This window comes from Streptomyces sp. NPDC002032, assembly GCF_042890765.1.
Lineage (GTDB): Bacteria > Actinomycetota > Actinomycetes > Streptomycetales > Streptomycetaceae > Streptomyces.
The window spans coordinates 110,589-127,632 of record NZ_JBIASM010000018.1; the positions used below are offsets into that span (position 1 = coordinate 110,589).

Below are 17,044 nucleotides of genomic sequence, written 5' to 3' on the forward strand. Positions count from 1 at the left end.
CAACCAGGTTGTACAACCAGGTTGTACAACCAGGTTATGGCGAGCGCGGAGACCGGTGTATAACCGAGTCATGACAGGCGAGGAGCAGACACGGCAGGGCCCCGGAACGCTGACCGAGGAACAGGCGCGGCGCATGTTCGCGGACATGAACGAGGTCATCCGGGCGGGCGAGGAGATGCGCGGACTGCGCACGGAGATGATCGGGGTGGTGGCCGGCCTGGGCTGGACCCAGGACAGGATCGCCCGGCTCACCGGGATGAGCCAGCCCGCCGTTTCCAAGCAGCTGACCAGGCACCGGGCGGACGAGGTGCCGCCGCCCGTGGAACTCTCCCTCGACCAGTACGACGTGCCGTGGCTGGAGGGCCGCCTGTGGGGCCTCGCCGAGGAGCTCGCGGAGGCCTTCCCGGGCGCCGCCCGCTGCGCCGGTCACGTGGACGCCCTCGCCCGGGGCAGGAAGCGGTTCACACCCCGTACCGTCGACGCGCTGCGCCGCCTCGTGGAGGAGGACCTGGCCCTGCACCGGGCGGAGTTGCCCCGCGGCTGCCGTGAGGCCTACGACCGGATCAGCCGGGGGCTCGACGTACCGCCGAAGGCCGCGCCCGCCGACGGTCCCGCCGGTTCGGCGTCCGTACGGCGCGCCCTGGCGCACCGGATCCAGCGCGACCGGCTCGGCGACGGCGCCTGACGCTCACTCCCCGCGCAGCGCACTCCCCCAGCGGGGCCGGCTGACCAGGATGCCGCCGTCCACGGGCAGGGTCACGCCCGTGATCCAGGCGGCGTCCCGGGAGGCCAGGAAGGCGACGGCGGCCGCGATGTCCCGGGGCAGGCCGACCCGGCCGAGCGGGTACTGGGTCGCGGCGGCCGCCAGGAGATCCTCGCGGCCCGCCCAGGCATCGGTCCGTACGGTGCCGGGCGCGATCAGGTTGACCCGGACTCCGCGCGGCGCCGCGTGCCCGGCGAGGGTGCGGGTCAGGGAGGCCAGGCCCGCCTTGGCCGCACTGTAGGCGTGGTTCCCGAAGTCCTGCTCGCCGTTGACCGAGCCGATGCCGACGATCGCGCCCCTGCGGTCGGGCGCGGCGGCCAGGTGCGGGAGGGCGGCCCGGGCGCAGCGGTAGGCGCCGGTGAGGGTGATGTCGAGGTCCCGCTGCCACTCTTCGTCGGATTCGTCCTCGAACAGGGCGGCGTCCGGGTGACAGGCGTAGGCGTTGTTCACCAGTACGTCGAGCGTGCCGAACTCCCGGACGGCATGGGCCACGGCCGCCTCGACGGAGGCCCGGTCGCCGACGTCGCAGACCAGCGCCAGCGCCTCGCCCCCCGACTCCCGGATGCCGGCCGCCGCCTTCTGCGCCCGGTCCCCGTCCACGTCGGTGACGAGGACCCGCGCGCCCTCCCCCGCCAGCCGTCGGGCGGTGGCCTCGCCGATGCCGCGGCCCGCACCGGTGACCAGTACGCCGTACCCCGCGAAGCGCCTCATGCGCGGCTCCCTACCCGGTCACGGCCCGGTCCGAACCGGGTCCGGGGTCACTGGTCGCGGGCCGCCGGGAGCCTCAGACGTAGACGAGGGGGCAGCCGCGGCGCAGCGCGTGCCGGGCGGCGCACACGAAGAACGCGACGTGGAAGGCGGCGTCGAGGTCCTCGCCCCAGGGGCCCGGCAGGGCCTCGGCCCGCCGCGCCGCCGCGCCGTTCAGGAACCAGTTGGTCAGGCCGAGCCGCTCACGTACCGTCAGCGCCTCCTGCGGGAGGCCGATGGCCGCGGCGAGCCGCTCCGCGAGGGCCAGCACCTGCGGAGCGCCCGCGATGACGGTCTCGTCCGCGTAGTTCGAACCGACGGGCAGCCGCACCTCCTCGTCGAGGGCGAGCGGCACCAGCACCGACCAGCCGCAGAGGGTCTCCTCCTCCCGCGGTGTCAGGTGGGTCCGGCACAGGGCGGCGAAGCCGTCCATGGAGACGGCCGACTTCTCCTCGAACCCGGTCCCCGGACCGCCGCCGGGATCCGGCTCCGGGGGGACGGGACCGCAGGGCGGCAGACCCCGCCGGCGCAACTCCTCGTCCAGGCCCGAGGCGACCGCGCCGAGGTCCCCCTCGTCCGTGCCGTACCACTGCCGCGCACCGACGCTCACCAGATACACACCCATGGCGGGCAGATTAGGCCCCGCCACTGACACCGGTCCCGGATCGGAGGCCCGACGGGACTGCGGTCGCGCCCGGCGGGCAGGCCGGGCAGGTGATGACGAAAGGCCCCGGCCTCCATGAGGAAGCCGGGGCCTTGATCGAGCGCTGGGCAGGCCTTGCACCTGCATCCCCCCACGGGAAGTGGGGTGTCTTTCCTTGGACCACCAACGCCGGTCCCACCGCCGTGTCACACGGCCGCGAGAACAAGATCAATCTAACACGTCGCGGCAGCCCTCGTCACATCCGCCACCGGCCGGCCCGTCAGCCGCCACCACCGCGCCAGATGTTGTCGAAGGCGGCGTCCTCGATGGCGCGCCGCTGCCGTACGGACCCCAGCTCCACCAGCGCGTCGTTGACGGCGGCGAGGACGGTCGCCACGGAGTCGTCGCTCAGGTCCGGGGCGTCCTCGGTCCGTTCGGCGTGCACCCCCAGGGCCTCCGCGAGCAGGGCGAGGACCGGCTCGTCCGAGGCCCGGCGGTCCGCGGCCCGGCGGCGGGCGGCCGAATCGGCCGGGGCCAGCCGGCCGGCCCGGAACGAGATGCCGCGAGGGCGTTCCCGGACGAGCTCACCGTCCGCTTCCATCGCCGTCCGGTACGTCTCGGACAGGCCGCGGCCCCTGCGCCACAGCCAGTCGGAGACCGGTTCGCGGGGGTCCTTCCGGTCGAGCGCGGCGGCCGCCTCCGCCAGGAGGGGGTCGGCCGGGGACGACGGGTCGCCGGGCACGATCAGCTCGCCGTCCAGTGCGGCGGCGCCGGCGCCGAGGAGGTCGATCAGCTCGGCGCCCGCGAGCGCCAGCGACAGGTCGCCCTGTTCGACAGGGCGGTCCGACGCCGTGTCCATGGTGACGATCAGCAAGTCCCGCGGTGTCGTCATGAAGGCTCCACGTCCCGTCCGTTCGCATTCCGTGCGTCCCTGAGCGCCCGAGCTTACGGAGCGGGGAGGGCCCCCGCATCCGCTTTCGGCCCCGGGCCGGGCCGGTGTCGCCGCCCGCTCCCGCGCGCCGGGGCCGGGCCGTTTCGCCGGGCGCGTGCGGAAGCGGGCGGATGCGGGCGGGTGCGTCACGGATCCGGCCGATCAACGGAGGCTTCAAGCCGCCGCCGCGCGGGGCCGCATGCCGCGCCGTCCGCCGGGGCAGGGCTGATCGCCGTGCGGGCGGCGAGGGCCCCCGCCGCCGGGGGAACTCCGCGCTGCCACGGGCGCGCGTACGGGATGCCGGTGAACAGGGGCGAGGACGTGAGGCGGCATGCGCGCATTCGACGACACCGAGATCGAGGAGTTCCTCGCGCTCTCCAGCCGCCTGACCGGCTTCGGCCCCGGCGAACTGCGGGAGGGCGCGCCGCCGGCCGAGCTGCTGGCCGTACTGCTGGAGGAGGTCGGCGCCGGCGCCTGGCGGCGGCTGGCCGCGGAGCCCGACGCTCCCGACCCCGAACTCCGGGCGGCGGCCGAGACCCTGATCCGGCTCTGGTACACGGGCAGCCTGCCGGAGCGCTCCGGGCGCGGCGGCCCCGCCTCGTCGCCGGTGTCGGCCCGCGCCCACGCCGGAGCGCTGGTGTGGCGGGCCGTCGGCGTGCCCGCGCCGGGCACCTCCGCGCCGGGGTTCGGGAGCTGGTCCGGCCCGGTGGGCTCCGGCGACGCGGGACGGGAGGCGCGGCGGTGACCGGCCCGGACCGCTACGACGTGATCGTGGTCGGGGCCGGGATCGCCGGGTCCCTCGTCGCCCGGCACCTGGGCGGGCTCGGCCGCCGCGTCCTGGTGCTGGAGGCGGGGGTGCGCGCGGACGGCGCGCCGCACACCGCGCAGGACGCCGCCCCCTGGCCCGAGGTCACCGATGTGTCGGGCACCGAGGGCGGTTACCGCGCCGACGGCTACTTCGTCCAGCGCGGGGAGCTCCCGTACGCCAGCGGGTACGTCCGGGTGAACGGCGGTACCGGAAACGTGTGGACCGGGCTCACGCCGCGCATGCTGCCCGAGGACTTCGACACCGAGCTCTTCGGCTACGGCCGCAGCTGGCCGATGGGCTACGCGGACCTGGAGCCGTACTACCGGGCGGCCGAGCAGGCGATCGGCGTGTCGGCCGATGTCGACGAGCAGCGCGCCGGGGTGGGCCTGCCGTTCCCCGAGGACTACGTCTTCCCCATGCGGGCCCTGCCCCGCAGCCGTGTCGACGAGGTGCTGGCCGGGCGGCTGGACGGCCGGCGGATCACCGAGCCGGGCGTCGCGGAGCCGGTGGAGCTGCGGGTGGTGGGCACCCCGCAGGGCCGCAACGGAGTCCCGGACCCCCGGTACGGGGGCGGGGCGGGCTACGTGCCCCTCGGCGCGGGCGGCCGTCCCGCGCCGGACAGCCGCTGCGTGGGCAGCGCGACCTGTATCCCGCACTGCCCCTCGCACGCCAAGTACACCCCCCTGAAGACGCAGGCGGGCTGGGGCCCCACGGTCGTGCTCCGGGACCGGGCGGTGGTCAGCCGGGTCCTGGCCGGTCCGGGGGGACGGGCGACCGGCGTCGAGTACCTGGCGTACGCGGGGGACGGCGCGGCCGGCGGGACGGGCCCGGGGGCCGTGACGGGCCACACGGTGCACGCCGACGTGGTGGTGCTGGCCGCGCACGCGATCGAGAACGCCAAGCTGCTGCTGATGTCCGGGCTCGCGAACCGCAGCGGGCAGGTGGGGCGCAACCTGATGGACCATCCGGTGCTGCTGACCTGGGGGCTGCTGCCCGAGCAGGTGGGTCCGTACCGGGGGCCGGGTTCCACCTCGGGCCTCGAAGGCTTCCGGGCCGGTCCGGCGCGCCGGCTGCGGGCGCCGTTCAGGATCGAGATCGGCAACTGGGGCTGGGTGTGGGCGAAGGGGCCGGTGGACACGGACGTCGCCGAGCTGGTCCGGGGGGCTGGGCCGGGGCGGCCCGGGCTGCGCGGAGCCGCGCTGCGCGCGGCGCTGGCCGACCGGATCGGGCGGCAGTTCACGCTGCAGTTCGAGATGGAGCAGAGCGCCGACCCGGCCAACCGGGTGACGATCGACCCGCGGCTGCGGGACCGGCTCGGCCTGCCGCGCCCGGTGCTGACCTACGGCCTGTCCGCGCACGTCAAGGACGGGATCGCGGCGGCCAGGGCGGTGTCCGACCGGATCTTCGCGCTGCTGGGCGCCGAGGACCACACCTCCTTCGGGGCCGCGGGCTGGCCCGGCCGCTTCGAGCACCGCGGCCGGACCTACGGCTACCGCGGCGCCGGTCACGCCGCCGGCACCCACGTCATGGGCTCCGGCCCGGACACCTCCGTCGTCGACACGTGGCAGCGCTGCTGGGACCACCCCGGTCTGTACGCGGTGGGCTGCGGCAGCATGCCGTCGGTGGCGACCTCCAACCCGACGCTGACCATGGCCGCGCTGGCGCTGCGCAGTGCCGGGCGGATCGAGGCCGAACTGGCCGCGCGCGACCGGCCGGTGACCTTGACCTCCACCCGCGAACCCCTGCGCTCCGGCGAGCGCGGGCCCGTCCGAACCGTCCGATCCTCCGGAGCCCCCTCATGAGCCCCATGCCCCTGCCCCCCGTCGCCGCCCCGTACCAGCTCCCCTTCCACTACGGGGCGTTGCACCAGATCGGGCTGGACTACCTCGTCGATCCGGACCCGGTGCGGGAGGTGCTGGCGAAGCGGCATCCGGCCCTGAGCGCGGCGGAGTTCGACGGGCGGTGCCTGGTCTCGCTGAACTACCAGCTGTACTTCGCCCAGTACGGGACCGGTGGCGGGATCACGCAGGAGATCGAGGTCAGCATCGTCGCGTACCCGGCGTCGGCCGCGGACCGGCTGCCGGAGGTGGACTACCGGCAGTACGCGCAGGGGTACGACCAGACCAAGCTGCTCGGCATCGCCCGCCTGCACGTGCTGTGCGACAACGCGCTGGCCATCGACGCGGGACGCAGGCTGTTCGCGGAGCCGAAGTACCCGGGGTGGTTCGAGGCGCGGATGCCTTCGCCCAACGGCCCGGCGGGCGAGACCTGGCAGGTGGACTGCCGCGCGGCAGAGGCGGGCCGGGACGGCGGCATCGTCCCTCGTGACGCCGCGTTGTTCTCGTTCACCGCCCGGCTGGACGGGCTGGCCCCGGTCCCGGCGAACAACACCCCGATCACCGGCTACGGAACCGACCCGGCCGGGCGCGCGCTCGCCGGTCCCATGAACGTCCACCACCCCTACCGGTGGTACGACCTCGCCGGCCCGGCGGCCGGGCGCTCGCTGCTGACGGTGCACGACCCGGCCACGGACGTCGGCGAAGACCTGCTGGGCCTGGTCGGGGACGTGCCCGCGGCCGGGGCGTGGACCTTCCAGTCGCCGCCCGTCGCGGCGCACAACCGGCCCTACTACCTCGCCTGAGGCGGGCCGCGGGGGAGGGGCCCGAGGGGGCGTGCGGGGCGTCGTGCAAGATCAGGGGCCTGCACATCACTCCCTGGGGGATTACATGAGACGTTCCGTACCCGCGGCCCTGGCCGTGCTGCTCACGCTCGCCACGACGGCGGGCTGCGCCGGGCAGGCCGCGAAGCCGGGCGCGGGCCCGGCGACGCCCGGGCCCGTGAGGAGCGGCACGGCGGCCCCCGTCAAGGCGCCCGCCCTGACCGAGGACGAGGCGCGGGGCATCGTCAAGGACCTCGCAGCGAAGGTGGAGGCCGACAGCTTCGACGCCGGGTACTGGAAGGGGATCACCGAGGGCCCCCTGCTGGAGCAGCAGCTCGCCGTCGTGGCGACCGGCGAGAAGTACGGGACCGAGCGGGAGCCGGGTCCCACCAACTCCCCCGCGACCGATCCGGCCGTGCACACGTGGACCACCGGCAAGGACGACGGCAGCGACCGCTGGATCCTCGGCGCCCACGAGGTCCCCGCTCACACGGTCGGCGACGAGAAGAAGGAGACCGTCCTGCGCTGGTCGCTCTTCCACCAGGACCGGGCGGGCGCCCCCTGGCACGCGACCTTCCTGGCCCGCGCGCCCGAGCCGACGGCGCTGCCCCGCGTCGCGGTCGGCCCGGACGGCCGGGCCGTCACCGGCGGGGACACCCGGGGCCTCGCCGCCGACCCGGCGACCGTCTGCGGGCGCTACGGCGACTACCTGCACACCGACCTCGGCGCGGGCGGGGTGAAGTGGAGCCAGGACATCACCGACCTGCGGGAGTCCTACGCACAGGGGCTCGCGGCCCAGCGCAAGGCGCTCGGCAAGCCGGGCAAGCTCGAAGCCGGCGTCGAGGTCGCCCGCGCCCCGCACGGGCCGGTGTGGCGCACCGCCGACGGCGGGGCGCTCGTGGCCTGCACCGCCGTCAGCAAGCTGTACACGGAGCTCGGTCCGGGGCGCTCGGAGACCTTCAGCGCGAGCGGCTGGGCCGGTACGACGGGGATCCCCTGGGCCTCGTACACCCAGCGGATCATGGGGCTGACGGTGCTGGCGGTTCCGGCCGGGGGCTCGGGCGAGGTCTCCGTCGCGGCGCAGTCCAACCTGCCGTACTCCTTCGAGGGGACGAAGTTCACCGGCTGAGCGAAAGGAACGCCCACGATGACCCTTCCGGCCGACATGACCCTTCCGGCCGACCGTGTCAGCGCCGCCCTGCGCCTCCTGGAGGCGACGGGCGCCGCGGGGAGCGGGCACCCGGGCGGCACGCTCGGGGCCCATCTGCTGCGGGTGCGAGGGCGCCTGGAGGGCTGGCAGGCGCGTCCCGCGCTCCAGCTCGCGGGGCTGTGCCACGCCTTCTACGGGACGGACGGCTTCGCCGTGGCGCCGCTGCCGGCGGGAGAGCGGTCGCGGCTGGTGGAGGCCATCGGCGCGGAGGCCGAAGCCATCGTGTACTTCTACGCGAGCTGCGACCGCGCGGCGTCCTACCCTGCCCTCGACGCGGCGGAGCCGGTCTTCCACGACCGGTTCACCGGCCGCCGGTTCGTCCCCGCCGCGCAGCGGCGCCGGGACTTCGCGGAGCTCACCGCGGCCAACGAGCTGGACATCGCGTCCGTCGACGGGGCGTTCCGCGCCGCGCACGGAGCGGGGCTGCTGGCGCTGTTCACGCGGCTGCGGCCGCTGCTGAGCGCGGCGGCGTGGCGGGATTGCGTGCACGTGCTCGCCGCTCCCCCGGCCGGCTGAACCGGGAGGGGCTGCCGTAGCCCACGCGGTGGGTGTCCGGCGGCTCCGGCCTCTCGCCGGACCGACCCGGGGCCGACCGGACCGGCCCGGGGCCTCAAGCCCCGGGCCGGCGGGACCGCCGGTTCAGGAAACGCCCGGGGGCTGGGTGGCCTCCCTCAGGGCGGCGATGGCGTGCAGGGTTCCGCCGGTGCGGCCGGCGAGCTGTCCCCGGGGCGTGTGGACGCTCCAGAGGCTGCCCGTGTCCGGCTCGGCCTTGCCGACGGGGAAGGGGCGGGTGATGTCGGTGATGTCCTGGATGACGACCGCGTCGTCGCACCGTCTGGCGCTGTACCTGCGGCCCATGCACTTGAAGACCCAGGGGTTCGCAGTGATCTCGCCGAGTCCCAGGGCGCGCGTGTCCTGATCGGGCTTGGCGCCGGGAAACAGACCCAGCATTACGCCTCCATTACGCTGTGTGTCTGACGTGAATCCCATAGTAGCCACACCGCCGTGTCCGGCACCTCACCGGACCACCGGGCTCCAGCCCGCCTCCCCCGGGGCTCCCCCGGGCCTCCCGCCGACCCCTAGGCTTCGTCCGTGACCAGGGCGGAGTTGAGCCGACGGCGGGTCGCCGCCGGGTGGCTCGGGGCGGGGATGGCGGCGCTGACCGGGTGCGGGGCGGCCGCCGGGCCGCGGCGCCGGCTGCGGCTGGCGACGGGGCCCGAGGGCGGTCCGTACAACGCTTTCGGCCGGGCCCTGGCGCGGGCCGTCGGCGCGAGCGACACCGGCCTGGAGATCGTGCCGGTGAGCACCTCCGCGAGCGTGGACAACCTGCGCGAGCTCGCCGGCGGATCCGTCGAACTGGCGCTGGCCATGGCGGACGTCGCCGAGGACGCGGTGCTGGGGCGCGAGCCGTTCGCCCGTCCCGCGGCGGTGACGGCGCTCGCGCGGACCTACGTCAATCACACCCACCTCCTCGTCCCGGCAGACGGCCCCGTGCGGTCGGTGGCCGGTCTCGCCGGACGGCCCGTCGCGGTGGGCGCGGCGGGCTCGGGGGTGCAGGTGGTGGCGGGCCGGGTCCTGCGGGCGGCCGGCCTCGGGCCGGGACCCTCCGCCGTACGGGACCGGCAGCTGGGCCTGGGCGCCTCCGTGGCGGCGCTGCGCGAGGGAGCCGTCGACGCGCTGTTCTGGTCGGGGGGCGTGCCCACTGCGGCCCTGACGGAGGCGGCGCGCGAGGTACCGGTGCGCTTCCTCCCGCTGGACGGGTACGTGGGCCCGCTGCGGGAGGCCTTCGGCCCCGTCTACACGGCGGTCACCCTGCCGCCGCCGGTCTACGGGCTGACCGAGCCGGTGGGGACCATCGGGGTCGGCAACTTCCTGCTGGCGGGGGACGGTGTCCCCGAGGACGCGGTGCGCGCCCTGCTCGCGGTGGTGTTCGACCGGTGGCGGGACCTGCTGCGCGAGGTGACGGCGGGGGTGCGGCTGGAGCCCCGGTTCGCGATCTCCACCGGGAGCGTCCCCCTGCACCCGGGCGCGGCCCGGTACTACCGGTCGGTCTACGGCTGAGCGGCCGGGGCGCCGGGAGCGGGCAGCCGTAGCTCGACGACGAGGCCGTGCGGGGTGTTGCCGCGGACGCCGAGGCTGCCGCCGCTGCCGCGGGCGATCTCTTCCGCGATGGCCAGTCCGAGTCCGCTGCCGGGTACGTTCTGGTGCTCGGGGCAGCGCGCGAACCGCCGCAGCAGCAGCGGGAGGTGCTCCCGGGCCACGCCCGGGCCGTCGTCGCGGACCCGTACGACGGCCTCTCCGCCGGGGCCGCGCACGGCGTGGACCTCGACGCGGCCGTCGCCGGGGACGAACTTGACGGCGTTGTCGAGGAGCGAGTCCAGGATCCGGGCCGCCGCGTCGGGCAGGGCGCGGGCCCGCAGGTCCCCGGGCGGCCCGGTGAGGGTCAGGGTGAGGCCCGCGGCTCGGAAGACCGGCGTCCAGGCCGTGACCCGGTCCCGGACGGCGCGCCCCACGTCCTGGTCCGTCGGCGCGGCCGTGGCGGCTTCCAGCCGGGCCAGGGCGAGCAGGCCGTCGAGCAGTTCCTCCAGGCGTTCGGCCTCGTCGAGGGCGCGGGCGTGGTCGTCCAGCCCCGGTCCGGGGGCCACGTACGGTTCGATGTTCTCCAGCTGGAGCACCAAGGTGGCCAGCGGGTTGCGCAGTTGGTGGGAGGCGTCGGCGACGAAGTCGCGCTGGCGGCCGATGGAGTCGGCCACGGCCTGGGCCATCGTGTTGAACCGCTGCCGCAGCCTGCGCAGTTCGGGCGGTCCGGTGTCGGAGGCGGCCCGCGCCCGCAGGCTCCCGGCGGTCAGTCCCGCCACGGCCCGGTCCAGGTCGAGGAGCGGGCGCATCAGCCAGCGCGTGATGCCCGCCGCGACGAGGGCCGCCGCGGCGAAGGCGGCGACCGCCCCGGCGGCGATGAGCGACCAGCGGACGGTGACGTCCCGGCGGGCGGCGTCCGTGCGTACGGTCAGCAGGACCGCCCCGCTGACCCGCTCGTCGCGGCCCACCGGTTCGGCGAGCACGACCGTGCGCGGGCCCCAGGGGCGCACGGTGGGCAGCCGGTCGGTGGAGCGGCCGGTCAGGGCCCGGCGGCGGGCCTCCTGCGCCGGGCCCCCGGGGCCGGCGGGCGCCGCGCCGGCCCGGCCGACCGTCGTGCCCGCCGTGTCGACCACGACGACGCCGGCTCCGTACAGCTGGGCGTAGCGGCTGATCTCGGCGTCCAGTTCCGACCGGTCGGCGCGGGAGCGGACGCGGTCGGCGAGATCGGCGAAGCGGACGGCCTCCGAGCGGCGTTGCAGGAGCAGGTGTTCGGTCCGTCCGCGCGCGTAGGCGTCGGCGAGGGGGACGCAGAGCAGCAGCGCCGCGGCCCCCATGAGCACCATCAGCACCACGAGGAGCCTGCGCCTCACGGTGCGCCGTCGCGGTCGGCGTCCCGGTCGTCGGGTGGTACCGGGTGGCCCAGTTGGTAGCCGAACCCGCGGACGGTGCGGACCAGGCCGGGGCGGCCGGTCTTGGACCTGATGCCCGCCACGTGGACGTCCAGCGAGCGGGAGGCCGCGAGCAGGACGTCGCCCCAGATCCGGTCCAGGATCTCCGCGCGGGAGTGCACCTCGCCGGGGCGGGCGGCGAGCAAGGCGAGCACGTCGAACTCGCGCCGTGTCAGACGGACTTCCTCCCCGGCCGCGGTGACCGTACGGGCGGCCGGGTCGATCTCGACGTCCCCGGCCCGCACGGTCCGGCCGCCGCCGGGCAGCTCCGGGCCGGTCTCCGGGTGGGCCCCGTCGCGGTCGGTACGGCGGTCCGTGCGGCGGTCCGTGCGGCGGCGCACGGTGTCGATGCGGGCCATCAGTTCGGCGGTCCGGAACGGCTTGACGACGTAGTCGTCGGCGCCCGCCCGCAGTGCCTGGACGACGTCGCGCTCCTCGCAGCGGGCGGTCACCACGATCAGCGGCGCGTCGCAGAGCGCGCGCAGCCGGCGGAGCAGTTCGAGGCCGTCCAGATCGGGCAGCCCCAGGTCGAGCAGGACGAACTCGGCCTCGTGGACGTGCCGCAGGGCGTCCAAGGCCCGGGCCGCCCGGCGGACGGTGTGGCCGCGCCGGGCGAGGGCGGTGCCCAGGGCCTGGGCCATCCGGTCGTCGTCCTCGACGAGCAGCGCGTGCATGGGCGGGTCCTCGTGAGCCGTGGCCCGGGGCGGGTGCCCCCGGCGGGGTGGCCGCGGGCGGGGGCGGCCCGCAACGGGTGACCCCCGACCGGGGACAGCAGCTTACGGGCGCCGCCGGCCCCGGTCACCGGGGCGGGTCAGCGCGTGCCCGAGGCGTCGGCTCCGGCGGCCGTCCGCGGCTCCGGGCCCGCACCGCGCCCGGTTTCCGCCTCTGCCGAGGCCTCTGCCGCCGCCTGCGCCTGCGCCTCGGCGGGGCTGAGCGTGGCGTGGCGGGTGTCGGGCATCAGGACGTAGGTGACGAGGGAGACCAGCGCGCAGCCGGAGACGTACCAGAAGAACATCTTCTCGTGGCCGCCGTTCTTGAACCACAGCGCCACGTATTCGGCGGTGCCGCCGAAGAGCGCGTTGGCGACGGCGTACGGCAGGGCGACGCCCAGGGCCCGCACGCGGGTCGGGAACAGCTCCGCCTTCACGGCCGCGTTGATCGAGGTGTAGCCGGTGACGATCACCAGGGCCAGCAGGGAGAGCCCGAGGGCGGACCAGTACGAGGTCGCCGAGCCGAGGGCGGTCATGATCGGGTACGTCCCCACCGTGCAGCCGACGGCGAAGGTGATCAGCAGCGGGCGGCGGCCGATCCGGTCGGACAGCATCCCGGCGAAGGGCTGGAGCACGGCGAAGAGGATCAGCGCGGTGAAACTGACCAGGGTGGCCGTCGTCTTGGCCATGCCCGCGCTGCCGACGAGGTACTTGGTGAGGTAGGTGGTGTACGTGTAGTAGGCGACGGTGCCGCCGAGGGTCAGCGCCATGACCAGTCCGGCCTGCCGCCGGTGCTGCCACAAGGCCGCCAGCGTGCCGCGCCTGCTGTCGTCGCGGGCGCCGCCCCCGCCGCCGCCGGCCGCGGACAGCTCCTGGGTGAACGCGTCGGTCTCCTGGAGCCGGCGCCGCAGCCAGAACACGACGCCCGCGAACAGCGCTCCGAAGACGAACGGGATGCGCCAGCCCCAGCTCTCCAGCTGGGCGGTGGTCAGCGTGTGCTGGAGGGTGATGAGGATGCCCAAGCCGAGCAGCTGACCGCAGGTCATCGACACGTACTGGAAGGAGGAGCCGAGGCCGCGCCGGCCGGGGGCCGAGGCTTCGGTGAGGTAGGTCGCGCTGGCCGCGTACTCGCCGCCGATGCTCAGCCCCTGGAGCAGGCGGGCGAGCAGCAGGACCAGGGCACCGAAGTAGCCTGCCTGGCCGTAGGTCGGGGCCACGGCGATCAGCAGGGCGGCGGCCGACATCATGGTGACGGTGAGCGTCAGGGCGCTCTTGCGTCCGTGCCGGTCGGCGGCGCGGCCGAGGATCCAGCCGCCGACCGGGCGCATCAGGAAGCCGACGGCGAAGATGGCGGCCGTGTTCATGAGCTGCGTGGTCGGGTTGTCGCCGGGGAAGAAGGAGTCGGCGAAGTAGATGGCGAAGCTGGCGTAGACGAACCAGTCGTACCACTCCACGAGGTTGCCGAGCGATCCCCCGATGAGGGCGGTGCGCCGCTTCCGGCGTTCCTCGCGGGACGGGGATTTCGGCGCGACGGTGGGCGCGGACATGGCGGCTCCAGCGGGAAGTCCCTGGTGGGAGGCGGGAAGGGCCCCGGAGTGGGGGTCCCCAGAGCATGCGGCGGCGTTCCCGGCCGGACAAGGTCCGCCCCGCAGATCTAACGTTCCGCTAAGGAAGCCGCGACGGGAGGCGGCCTCGGCCTGACGTCCCGTTCAGCACGCCCGTTCCGGTGATCATCGCGTGGGCCGGCTTGACGCCCCGGTGTCCTTCGGCGCGGCCCCGCACGCCTCCCGGCGCGATCCGGCGCGCAAGCCCCCGTCACGACCGGAGACGGAGCACCGCCGGCGGCCGCATAATCTCCGGCACGGGCGGAGAGACGGGGGCGCAGCGGCTCCCCCGCCCGCATCGGACCCTCCAGCGAACTCGGGGACTGACTTGATAACTCATCTCTTCCGGCGCGCCCGTGCGGCATGCGCCGTGACCATCGCGGCCGGGGCCCTGCTCACGGTGTCCGTGCCCGCCCAGGCGGCCGCCTCACCGCCCGTCACCGCCGCCGGCGCGTTCTTGCTGGACGCCGCCGACGGGGCCACGCTCACCTCCAAGAACCCCGACACCCAACGCCAGATGGCGAGCACCACGAAGATCATGACGGCCACCGTGGTGACCACGCTGCCCGGCCTGAACCTCGACCGGAAGGTCACCGTCAAGCAGGAGTACCTGGACTACGTCTACCGGGAGGGTGCGAGTTCGGCGCAGCTGAAGGCGGGCGCCACCCCGACGGTCCGTCAGCTGCTGTACGCGATGATGCTGCCCTCGGGCTGCGACGCGGCGTACGCGCTCGCGGACACCTTCGGTTCGGGCACGACCATCGCGGCCCGCAAGGCGGACTTCATCGCGAAGATGAACGCCAAGGCGAAGGCGCTGGGCATGACCAACACCGTGTACGACACCTTCGACGGCATCTCGCCGACCGGCAGGAACCTCACCACCCCGCGCGACCTCGCGAAGCTCACGCGGGCCGCCATGACCAACTCCCTGTTCCAGTCGGTCGTCAAGACCACCTCCTACAGCTCCGGCGGCACCTCGGCCCTCGCCACCTGGAGCAACAGCAACCTGCTCATCCAGCCGCGTCCCACCGGCTACGGCTATCCCGGCGCGATCGGCGTCAAGACCGGCACCGGCACGGCGGCGGGCAAGTGCCTCGTCTTCTCCGTGAGCCGGGGCGGCAAGACGGTCATCGGCGTCCTGCTGGGCGACGAGGAACGGTACGTGGACTCCATGGCGCTCTCCGACTGGGCCCTCGGCCCGGCGTCGGGCTCCAAGACGGCCCTCCAGCGCGGCAGCAAGGACCCGATCCCGGACGTCCGGGACTGACCCGGGGCGGGGCGGGCCCGGACCTCATCCGTCCGGGTCCGCCCCGCGCCGTCCGGCCGCCTCGCTCGGACCTGTCGCGGCGCGTGCGTAGCGCCGGGCCAAGTGCGCGAACGCGTCCTTCAGTTCGGGCGGTCCGATGACCTCCATCTCGGCGTCGTAGGCGCCGAAGGCGGCGGCCAGGCCGGGCCAGGACCACGAGCCGAGGGTCAGCCGGCAGCGGTCCGGTCCGAGTTCCTCGACGGTCCCGTCCCGGGTGTAACGGGCGACGGTGGCCGCCGCGAGGTGGAGGACCACCTCGCCCCGGCAGGGCCAGCCGCCGCGGCCGTCGGCGCCGCCGGGACCCCGGAACCGGTCGGCGACGAACGCGGCCACGTCCCCTCCGGGCAGCTCGCGCGGGGCGAACCGGGGCCCGGTGGGGGTGCGCGGGGTGATCCGGTCGGCGCGGAAGATGCGCCAGTCGTCGCGGTCGAGGTCCCAGCCGACGAGGTACCAGCGTCCGGTCCTGGTGACGAGGTGGTGCGGCTGCACCCGGCGCGGCGGGGCGACGGCGAGCGCGCCGTCGGCCCCGGGCGGGGCGGGCGCGGCGGACCGGGCGGTCTTGGCGGACGGGCCCGGGGGATAGTCGAAGCGCAGCTCCTCGCGGGCGTGGATCGCGGCGCTCAGCGCGACGAGCACGCCACTGTCGACCTGGGGGTCCGGCCCGGACGCGGGCCGCTCCATGGCGGTGACCCGGAACGTGTCGATCCGCCGGCGCAGCCGGCCCGGCATGACCTGGCGGACGGTGTTCAGCGCACGCGCCGCCGCCTCCTCGATGCCGGCGCCGCTGGTGGTGGCGGCCGTCTGGAGCGCGACGGCGAGGGCGACGGCCTGCTCGTCGTCGAACAGCAGCGGGGGCAGTTCCGTACCCGCGTCGAGCCGGTAGCCGCCCTCGGGGCCGCGCATGGCCGCGATGGGGTAGCCGAGCTCGCGCAGCCGGTCGACGTCGCGGCGCACCGTGCGCGCGCTGACGTCGAGCCGTTCGGCGAGGAGCGCGCCCGGCCAGTCACGGCGCGCCTGGAGGAGGGAGAGCAGCGACAGCAGCCGCGCTGAGGTCTTCGGCACACGTCCATGGTGCCTCGGAATGCGGACAGGTGCTGACCTCTACTGCTGCGAGTCCCGTCCCGGGCCTGGCGCGGGGCCGGCGCCGCCGGTTGACCAAGCCGCCCTACCTCTCGGTAACTTGATCCCGCACGGGGCCTCGACGACGGGAGTACGACGGTGGCGGATCACTCGATGGACGGCTTCACCCGGGGCACCTTCACCCATGACGGCGTACGGCGGCGGGTACTGCGGCGCGGCACCGGGCCGGCGGTGATCATCATGGCCGAGATCCCGGGCATCACCCCCAAGGTGCTGCGCTTCGCCGAACGCGTGGCCGGCACCGGCTGTACGGCCGTGCTCCCGGTGCTGTTCGGCAAGCCCGGCCGGGACCCGGATCCCGCCGCCCACGGCTGGACGGGCGCCGCCCGGACCCTGGCCTCCGCGCTCTGGGAGGTCTGCGTGAGCCGGGAGTTCACCCTGCTGGCCACCGGGCGCAGCTCGCGCGTGGTGGGGTGGCTGCGCGCGCTGGCCGCCGCCGAGCACGAGCGCTGCGGCGGCCCCGGCGTCGGCGCCGTCGGCATGTGCCTGACCGGCGGCTTCGCCCTCGCCATGGCCACCGACGAGCGCCTCCTGGCCCCCGTCCTGTCCCAGCCCTCGCTGCCCCTGGCCTGTACGGCGGGCCGCGCGGGCGGGATCGACATCGGCGCCGACGAGCTGGCGGTCGTCCGCCGCCGCTGCGAACGCGACGGGCTGCGGGTGATGGGGCTGCGGTTCCGCGGCGACCGGCTGGTCCCCGCAGACCGGTTCGCCTTCCTGCGGCGCGAACTCGGCGACGCCTTCGTCGCCGTGGAGCTGGACGACGACGCGGCGAATCCGGAGAGCGTCATGCGCCCGCACTCCGTCCTGACCGAACACCTGGTCGACGAAACCGGCCAGCCCACCCGCGAAGCGCTCGACTCGGTGCTCGACTTGTTCCGCACCCGGCTCCTCACGCAACAGCCGGGCACACCGTCTTGATCCGGCCACTGCGCGGGGGCTGACGCGGCGGCGGGGAAGTGCCACGATGATCGGTGCTTCAACAAAGTGCCGGTGCGT

Annotated in this window: 17 protein-coding genes; 9 read left to right on the forward strand and 8 right to left on the reverse strand. The window is 75.3% G+C overall.

Translation table 11 applies throughout. From position 1 onward, the window contains the following. The first annotated feature begins 70 nt into the window (after window positions 1-70). Window positions 71-685: a sigma-70 family RNA polymerase sigma factor gene (locus tag ACFYYT_RS30685; protein ID WP_351826305.1), complete on the forward strand. Its 615-nt coding sequence runs from the start codon at window positions 71-73 to the stop codon at window positions 683-685. Between the two features lie 3 nt (window positions 686-688). Here ACFYYT_RS30685 and ACFYYT_RS30690 read toward each other — a convergent pair whose 3' ends face one another. From ACFYYT_RS30690 to ACFYYT_RS30700, 3 genes are all read right to left on the reverse strand, one after another. Further along, on the reverse strand, window positions 689-1,474 hold the full coding sequence (locus tag ACFYYT_RS30690) for an SDR family NAD(P)-dependent oxidoreductase (RefSeq protein ID WP_351826304.1): 786 nt from the start codon (window positions 1,472-1,474) through the stop codon (window positions 689-691). Window positions 1,475-1,547: 73 nt separating this feature from the next. Next, window positions 1,548-2,135: a hypothetical protein gene (locus ACFYYT_RS30695; RefSeq protein WP_351826303.1), complete on the reverse strand. Its 588-nt coding sequence runs from the start codon at window positions 2,133-2,135 to the stop codon at window positions 1,548-1,550. Between the two features lie 298 nt (window positions 2,136-2,433). Then, on the reverse strand, window positions 2,434-3,045 hold the full coding sequence (locus tag ACFYYT_RS30700) for a GPP34 family phosphoprotein (RefSeq protein ID WP_351826302.1): 612 nt from the start codon (window positions 3,043-3,045) through the stop codon (window positions 2,434-2,436). A gap of 370 nt (window positions 3,046-3,415) precedes the next feature. Here ACFYYT_RS30700 and ACFYYT_RS30705 point away from each other — a divergent pair, with 370 nt between their 5' ends. The 5 genes from ACFYYT_RS30705 to ACFYYT_RS30725 all read left to right on the forward strand — a co-directional run bounded on the left by ACFYYT_RS30705 (window position 3,416) and on the right by ACFYYT_RS30725 (window position 8,277). Next, the gene (locus ACFYYT_RS30705; RefSeq protein ID WP_351826301.1) at window positions 3,416-3,829 is read left to right on the forward strand and encodes a hypothetical protein; all 414 of its coding nucleotides are present in this window, start codon (window positions 3,416-3,418) and stop codon (window positions 3,827-3,829) included. Then, window positions 3,826-5,694 (forward strand): GMC family oxidoreductase, encoded by a 1,869-nt coding sequence (locus tag ACFYYT_RS30710; protein ID WP_351826300.1) that lies wholly within the window; start codon window positions 3,826-3,828, stop codon window positions 5,692-5,694. Before ACFYYT_RS30705 ends, ACFYYT_RS30710 begins: the two co-directional genes overlap by 4 nt. Beyond that, the gene (locus ACFYYT_RS30715) at window positions 5,691-6,533 is read left to right on the forward strand and encodes a hypothetical protein (protein ID WP_351826299.1); all 843 of its coding nucleotides are present in this window, start codon (window positions 5,691-5,693) and stop codon (window positions 6,531-6,533) included. Before ACFYYT_RS30710 ends, ACFYYT_RS30715 begins: the two co-directional genes overlap by 4 nt. An 85-nt stretch (window positions 6,534-6,618) precedes the next feature. Further along, window positions 6,619-7,680: a hypothetical protein gene (locus ACFYYT_RS30720; RefSeq protein WP_351826298.1), complete on the forward strand. Its 1,062-nt coding sequence runs from the start codon at window positions 6,619-6,621 to the stop codon at window positions 7,678-7,680. An 18-nt stretch (window positions 7,681-7,698) separates the two neighbouring features. Then, a complete protein-coding gene (locus tag ACFYYT_RS30725) occupies window positions 7,699-8,277 on the forward strand; it encodes a DUF6817 domain-containing protein (protein ID WP_351826297.1) in 579 nt (192 codons plus the stop codon). Window positions 8,278-8,400: 123 nt separating this feature from the next. On the opposite strand, the gene ACFYYT_RS30730 is transcribed toward ACFYYT_RS30725, so the two are convergent. Continuing rightward, the gene (locus ACFYYT_RS30730; protein ID WP_351826296.1) at window positions 8,401-8,712 is read right to left on the reverse strand and encodes a hypothetical protein; all 312 of its coding nucleotides are present in this window, start codon (window positions 8,710-8,712) and stop codon (window positions 8,401-8,403) included. 141 nt (window positions 8,713-8,853) lie between these two features. On the opposite strand from ACFYYT_RS30730, the gene ACFYYT_RS30735 reads away from it, so the two are divergent. Beyond that, on the forward strand, window positions 8,854-9,822 hold the full coding sequence (locus ACFYYT_RS30735; RefSeq protein WP_351826295.1) for a TAXI family TRAP transporter solute-binding subunit: 969 nt from the start codon (window positions 8,854-8,856) through the stop codon (window positions 9,820-9,822). Here the strand turns inward: ACFYYT_RS30735 and ACFYYT_RS30740 are convergent. The 3 genes from ACFYYT_RS30740 to ACFYYT_RS30750 all read right to left on the reverse strand — a co-directional run bounded on the left by ACFYYT_RS30740 (window position 9,813) and on the right by ACFYYT_RS30750 (window position 13,545). Beyond that, window positions 9,813-11,210, reverse strand: coding sequence for a HAMP domain-containing sensor histidine kinase (locus ACFYYT_RS30740; RefSeq protein WP_351826294.1), 1,398 nt, complete (start codon window positions 11,208-11,210; stop codon window positions 9,813-9,815). The two genes, ACFYYT_RS30735 and ACFYYT_RS30740, sit on opposite strands and share 10 nt — an antisense overlap. Then, on the reverse strand, window positions 11,207-11,962 hold the full coding sequence (locus tag ACFYYT_RS30745) for a response regulator transcription factor (protein WP_351826293.1): 756 nt from the start codon (window positions 11,960-11,962) through the stop codon (window positions 11,207-11,209). The genes ACFYYT_RS30740 and ACFYYT_RS30745 overlap by 4 nt, the downstream gene beginning before the upstream one ends. 137 nt (window positions 11,963-12,099) lie before the next feature. Beyond that, entirely contained in the window at window positions 12,100-13,545 is a 1,446-nt protein-coding gene (locus ACFYYT_RS30750) for an MFS transporter (protein ID WP_351826292.1), read from the reverse strand. 433 nt (window positions 13,546-13,978) lie between these two features. Between ACFYYT_RS30750 and ACFYYT_RS30755 the strand changes: the two genes are divergently transcribed. Continuing rightward, window positions 13,979-14,869, forward strand: a complete 891-nt coding sequence (locus ACFYYT_RS30755) for a D-alanyl-D-alanine carboxypeptidase family protein (protein WP_388610011.1) — start codon at window positions 13,979-13,981, stop codon at window positions 14,867-14,869. A 24-nt stretch (window positions 14,870-14,893) separates the two neighbouring features. Here the strand turns inward: ACFYYT_RS30755 and ACFYYT_RS30760 are convergent, their stop codons facing one another. After that, window positions 14,894-15,970: a WYL domain-containing protein gene (locus tag ACFYYT_RS30760; RefSeq protein ID WP_351826290.1), complete on the reverse strand. Its 1,077-nt coding sequence runs from the start codon at window positions 15,968-15,970 to the stop codon at window positions 14,894-14,896. A 156-nt stretch (window positions 15,971-16,126) separates the two neighbouring features. Between ACFYYT_RS30760 and ACFYYT_RS30765 the strand changes: the two genes are divergently transcribed. Beyond that, window positions 16,127-16,966 carry a dienelactone hydrolase family protein gene (locus ACFYYT_RS30765; protein ID WP_351826289.1) on the forward strand — a complete coding sequence of 280 codons (840 nt, stop codon included), beginning with the start codon at window positions 16,127-16,129 and terminating at the stop codon, window positions 16,964-16,966. The last annotated feature ends 78 nt before the right edge of the window (window positions 16,967-17,044 follow it).

Excerpts from the sequence above, each read along its gene's own strand:
- ACFYYT_RS30725 (WP_351826297.1), top strand. The coding sequence starts at position 7,699 with ATGACCCTTCCGGCCGACATGACCCTTCCGGCCGACCGTGTCAGCGCC.
- ACFYYT_RS30685 (WP_351826305.1), top strand. The coding sequence starts at position 71 with ATGACAGGCGAGGAGCAGACACGGCAGGGCCCCGGAACGCTGACCGAG.
- ACFYYT_RS30715 (WP_351826299.1), top strand. The coding sequence starts at position 5,691 with ATGAGCCCCATGCCCCTGCCCCCCGTCGCCGCCCCGTACCAGCTCCCC.
- ACFYYT_RS30720 (WP_351826298.1), top strand. The coding sequence starts at position 6,619 with ATGAGACGTTCCGTACCCGCGGCCCTGGCCGTGCTGCTCACGCTCGCC.
- ACFYYT_RS30730 (WP_351826296.1), bottom strand. The coding sequence starts at position 8,712 with ATGCTGGGTCTGTTTCCCGGCGCCAAGCCCGATCAGGACACGCGCGCC.
- ACFYYT_RS30745 (WP_351826293.1), bottom strand. The coding sequence starts at position 11,962 with ATGCACGCGCTGCTCGTCGAGGACGACGACCGGATGGCCCAGGCCCTG.
- ACFYYT_RS30695 (WP_351826303.1), bottom strand. The coding sequence starts at position 2,135 with ATGGGTGTGTATCTGGTGAGCGTCGGTGCGCGGCAGTGGTACGGCACG.
- ACFYYT_RS30750 (WP_351826292.1), bottom strand. The coding sequence starts at position 13,545 with ATGTCCGCGCCCACCGTCGCGCCGAAATCCCCGTCCCGCGAGGAACGC.
- ACFYYT_RS30690 (WP_351826304.1), bottom strand. The coding sequence starts at position 1,474 with ATGAGGCGCTTCGCGGGGTACGGCGTACTGGTCACCGGTGCGGGCCGC.
- ACFYYT_RS30700 (WP_351826302.1), bottom strand. The coding sequence starts at position 3,045 with ATGACGACACCGCGGGACTTGCTGATCGTCACCATGGACACGGCGTCG.
- ACFYYT_RS30705 (WP_351826301.1), top strand. The coding sequence starts at position 3,416 with ATGCGCGCATTCGACGACACCGAGATCGAGGAGTTCCTCGCGCTCTCC.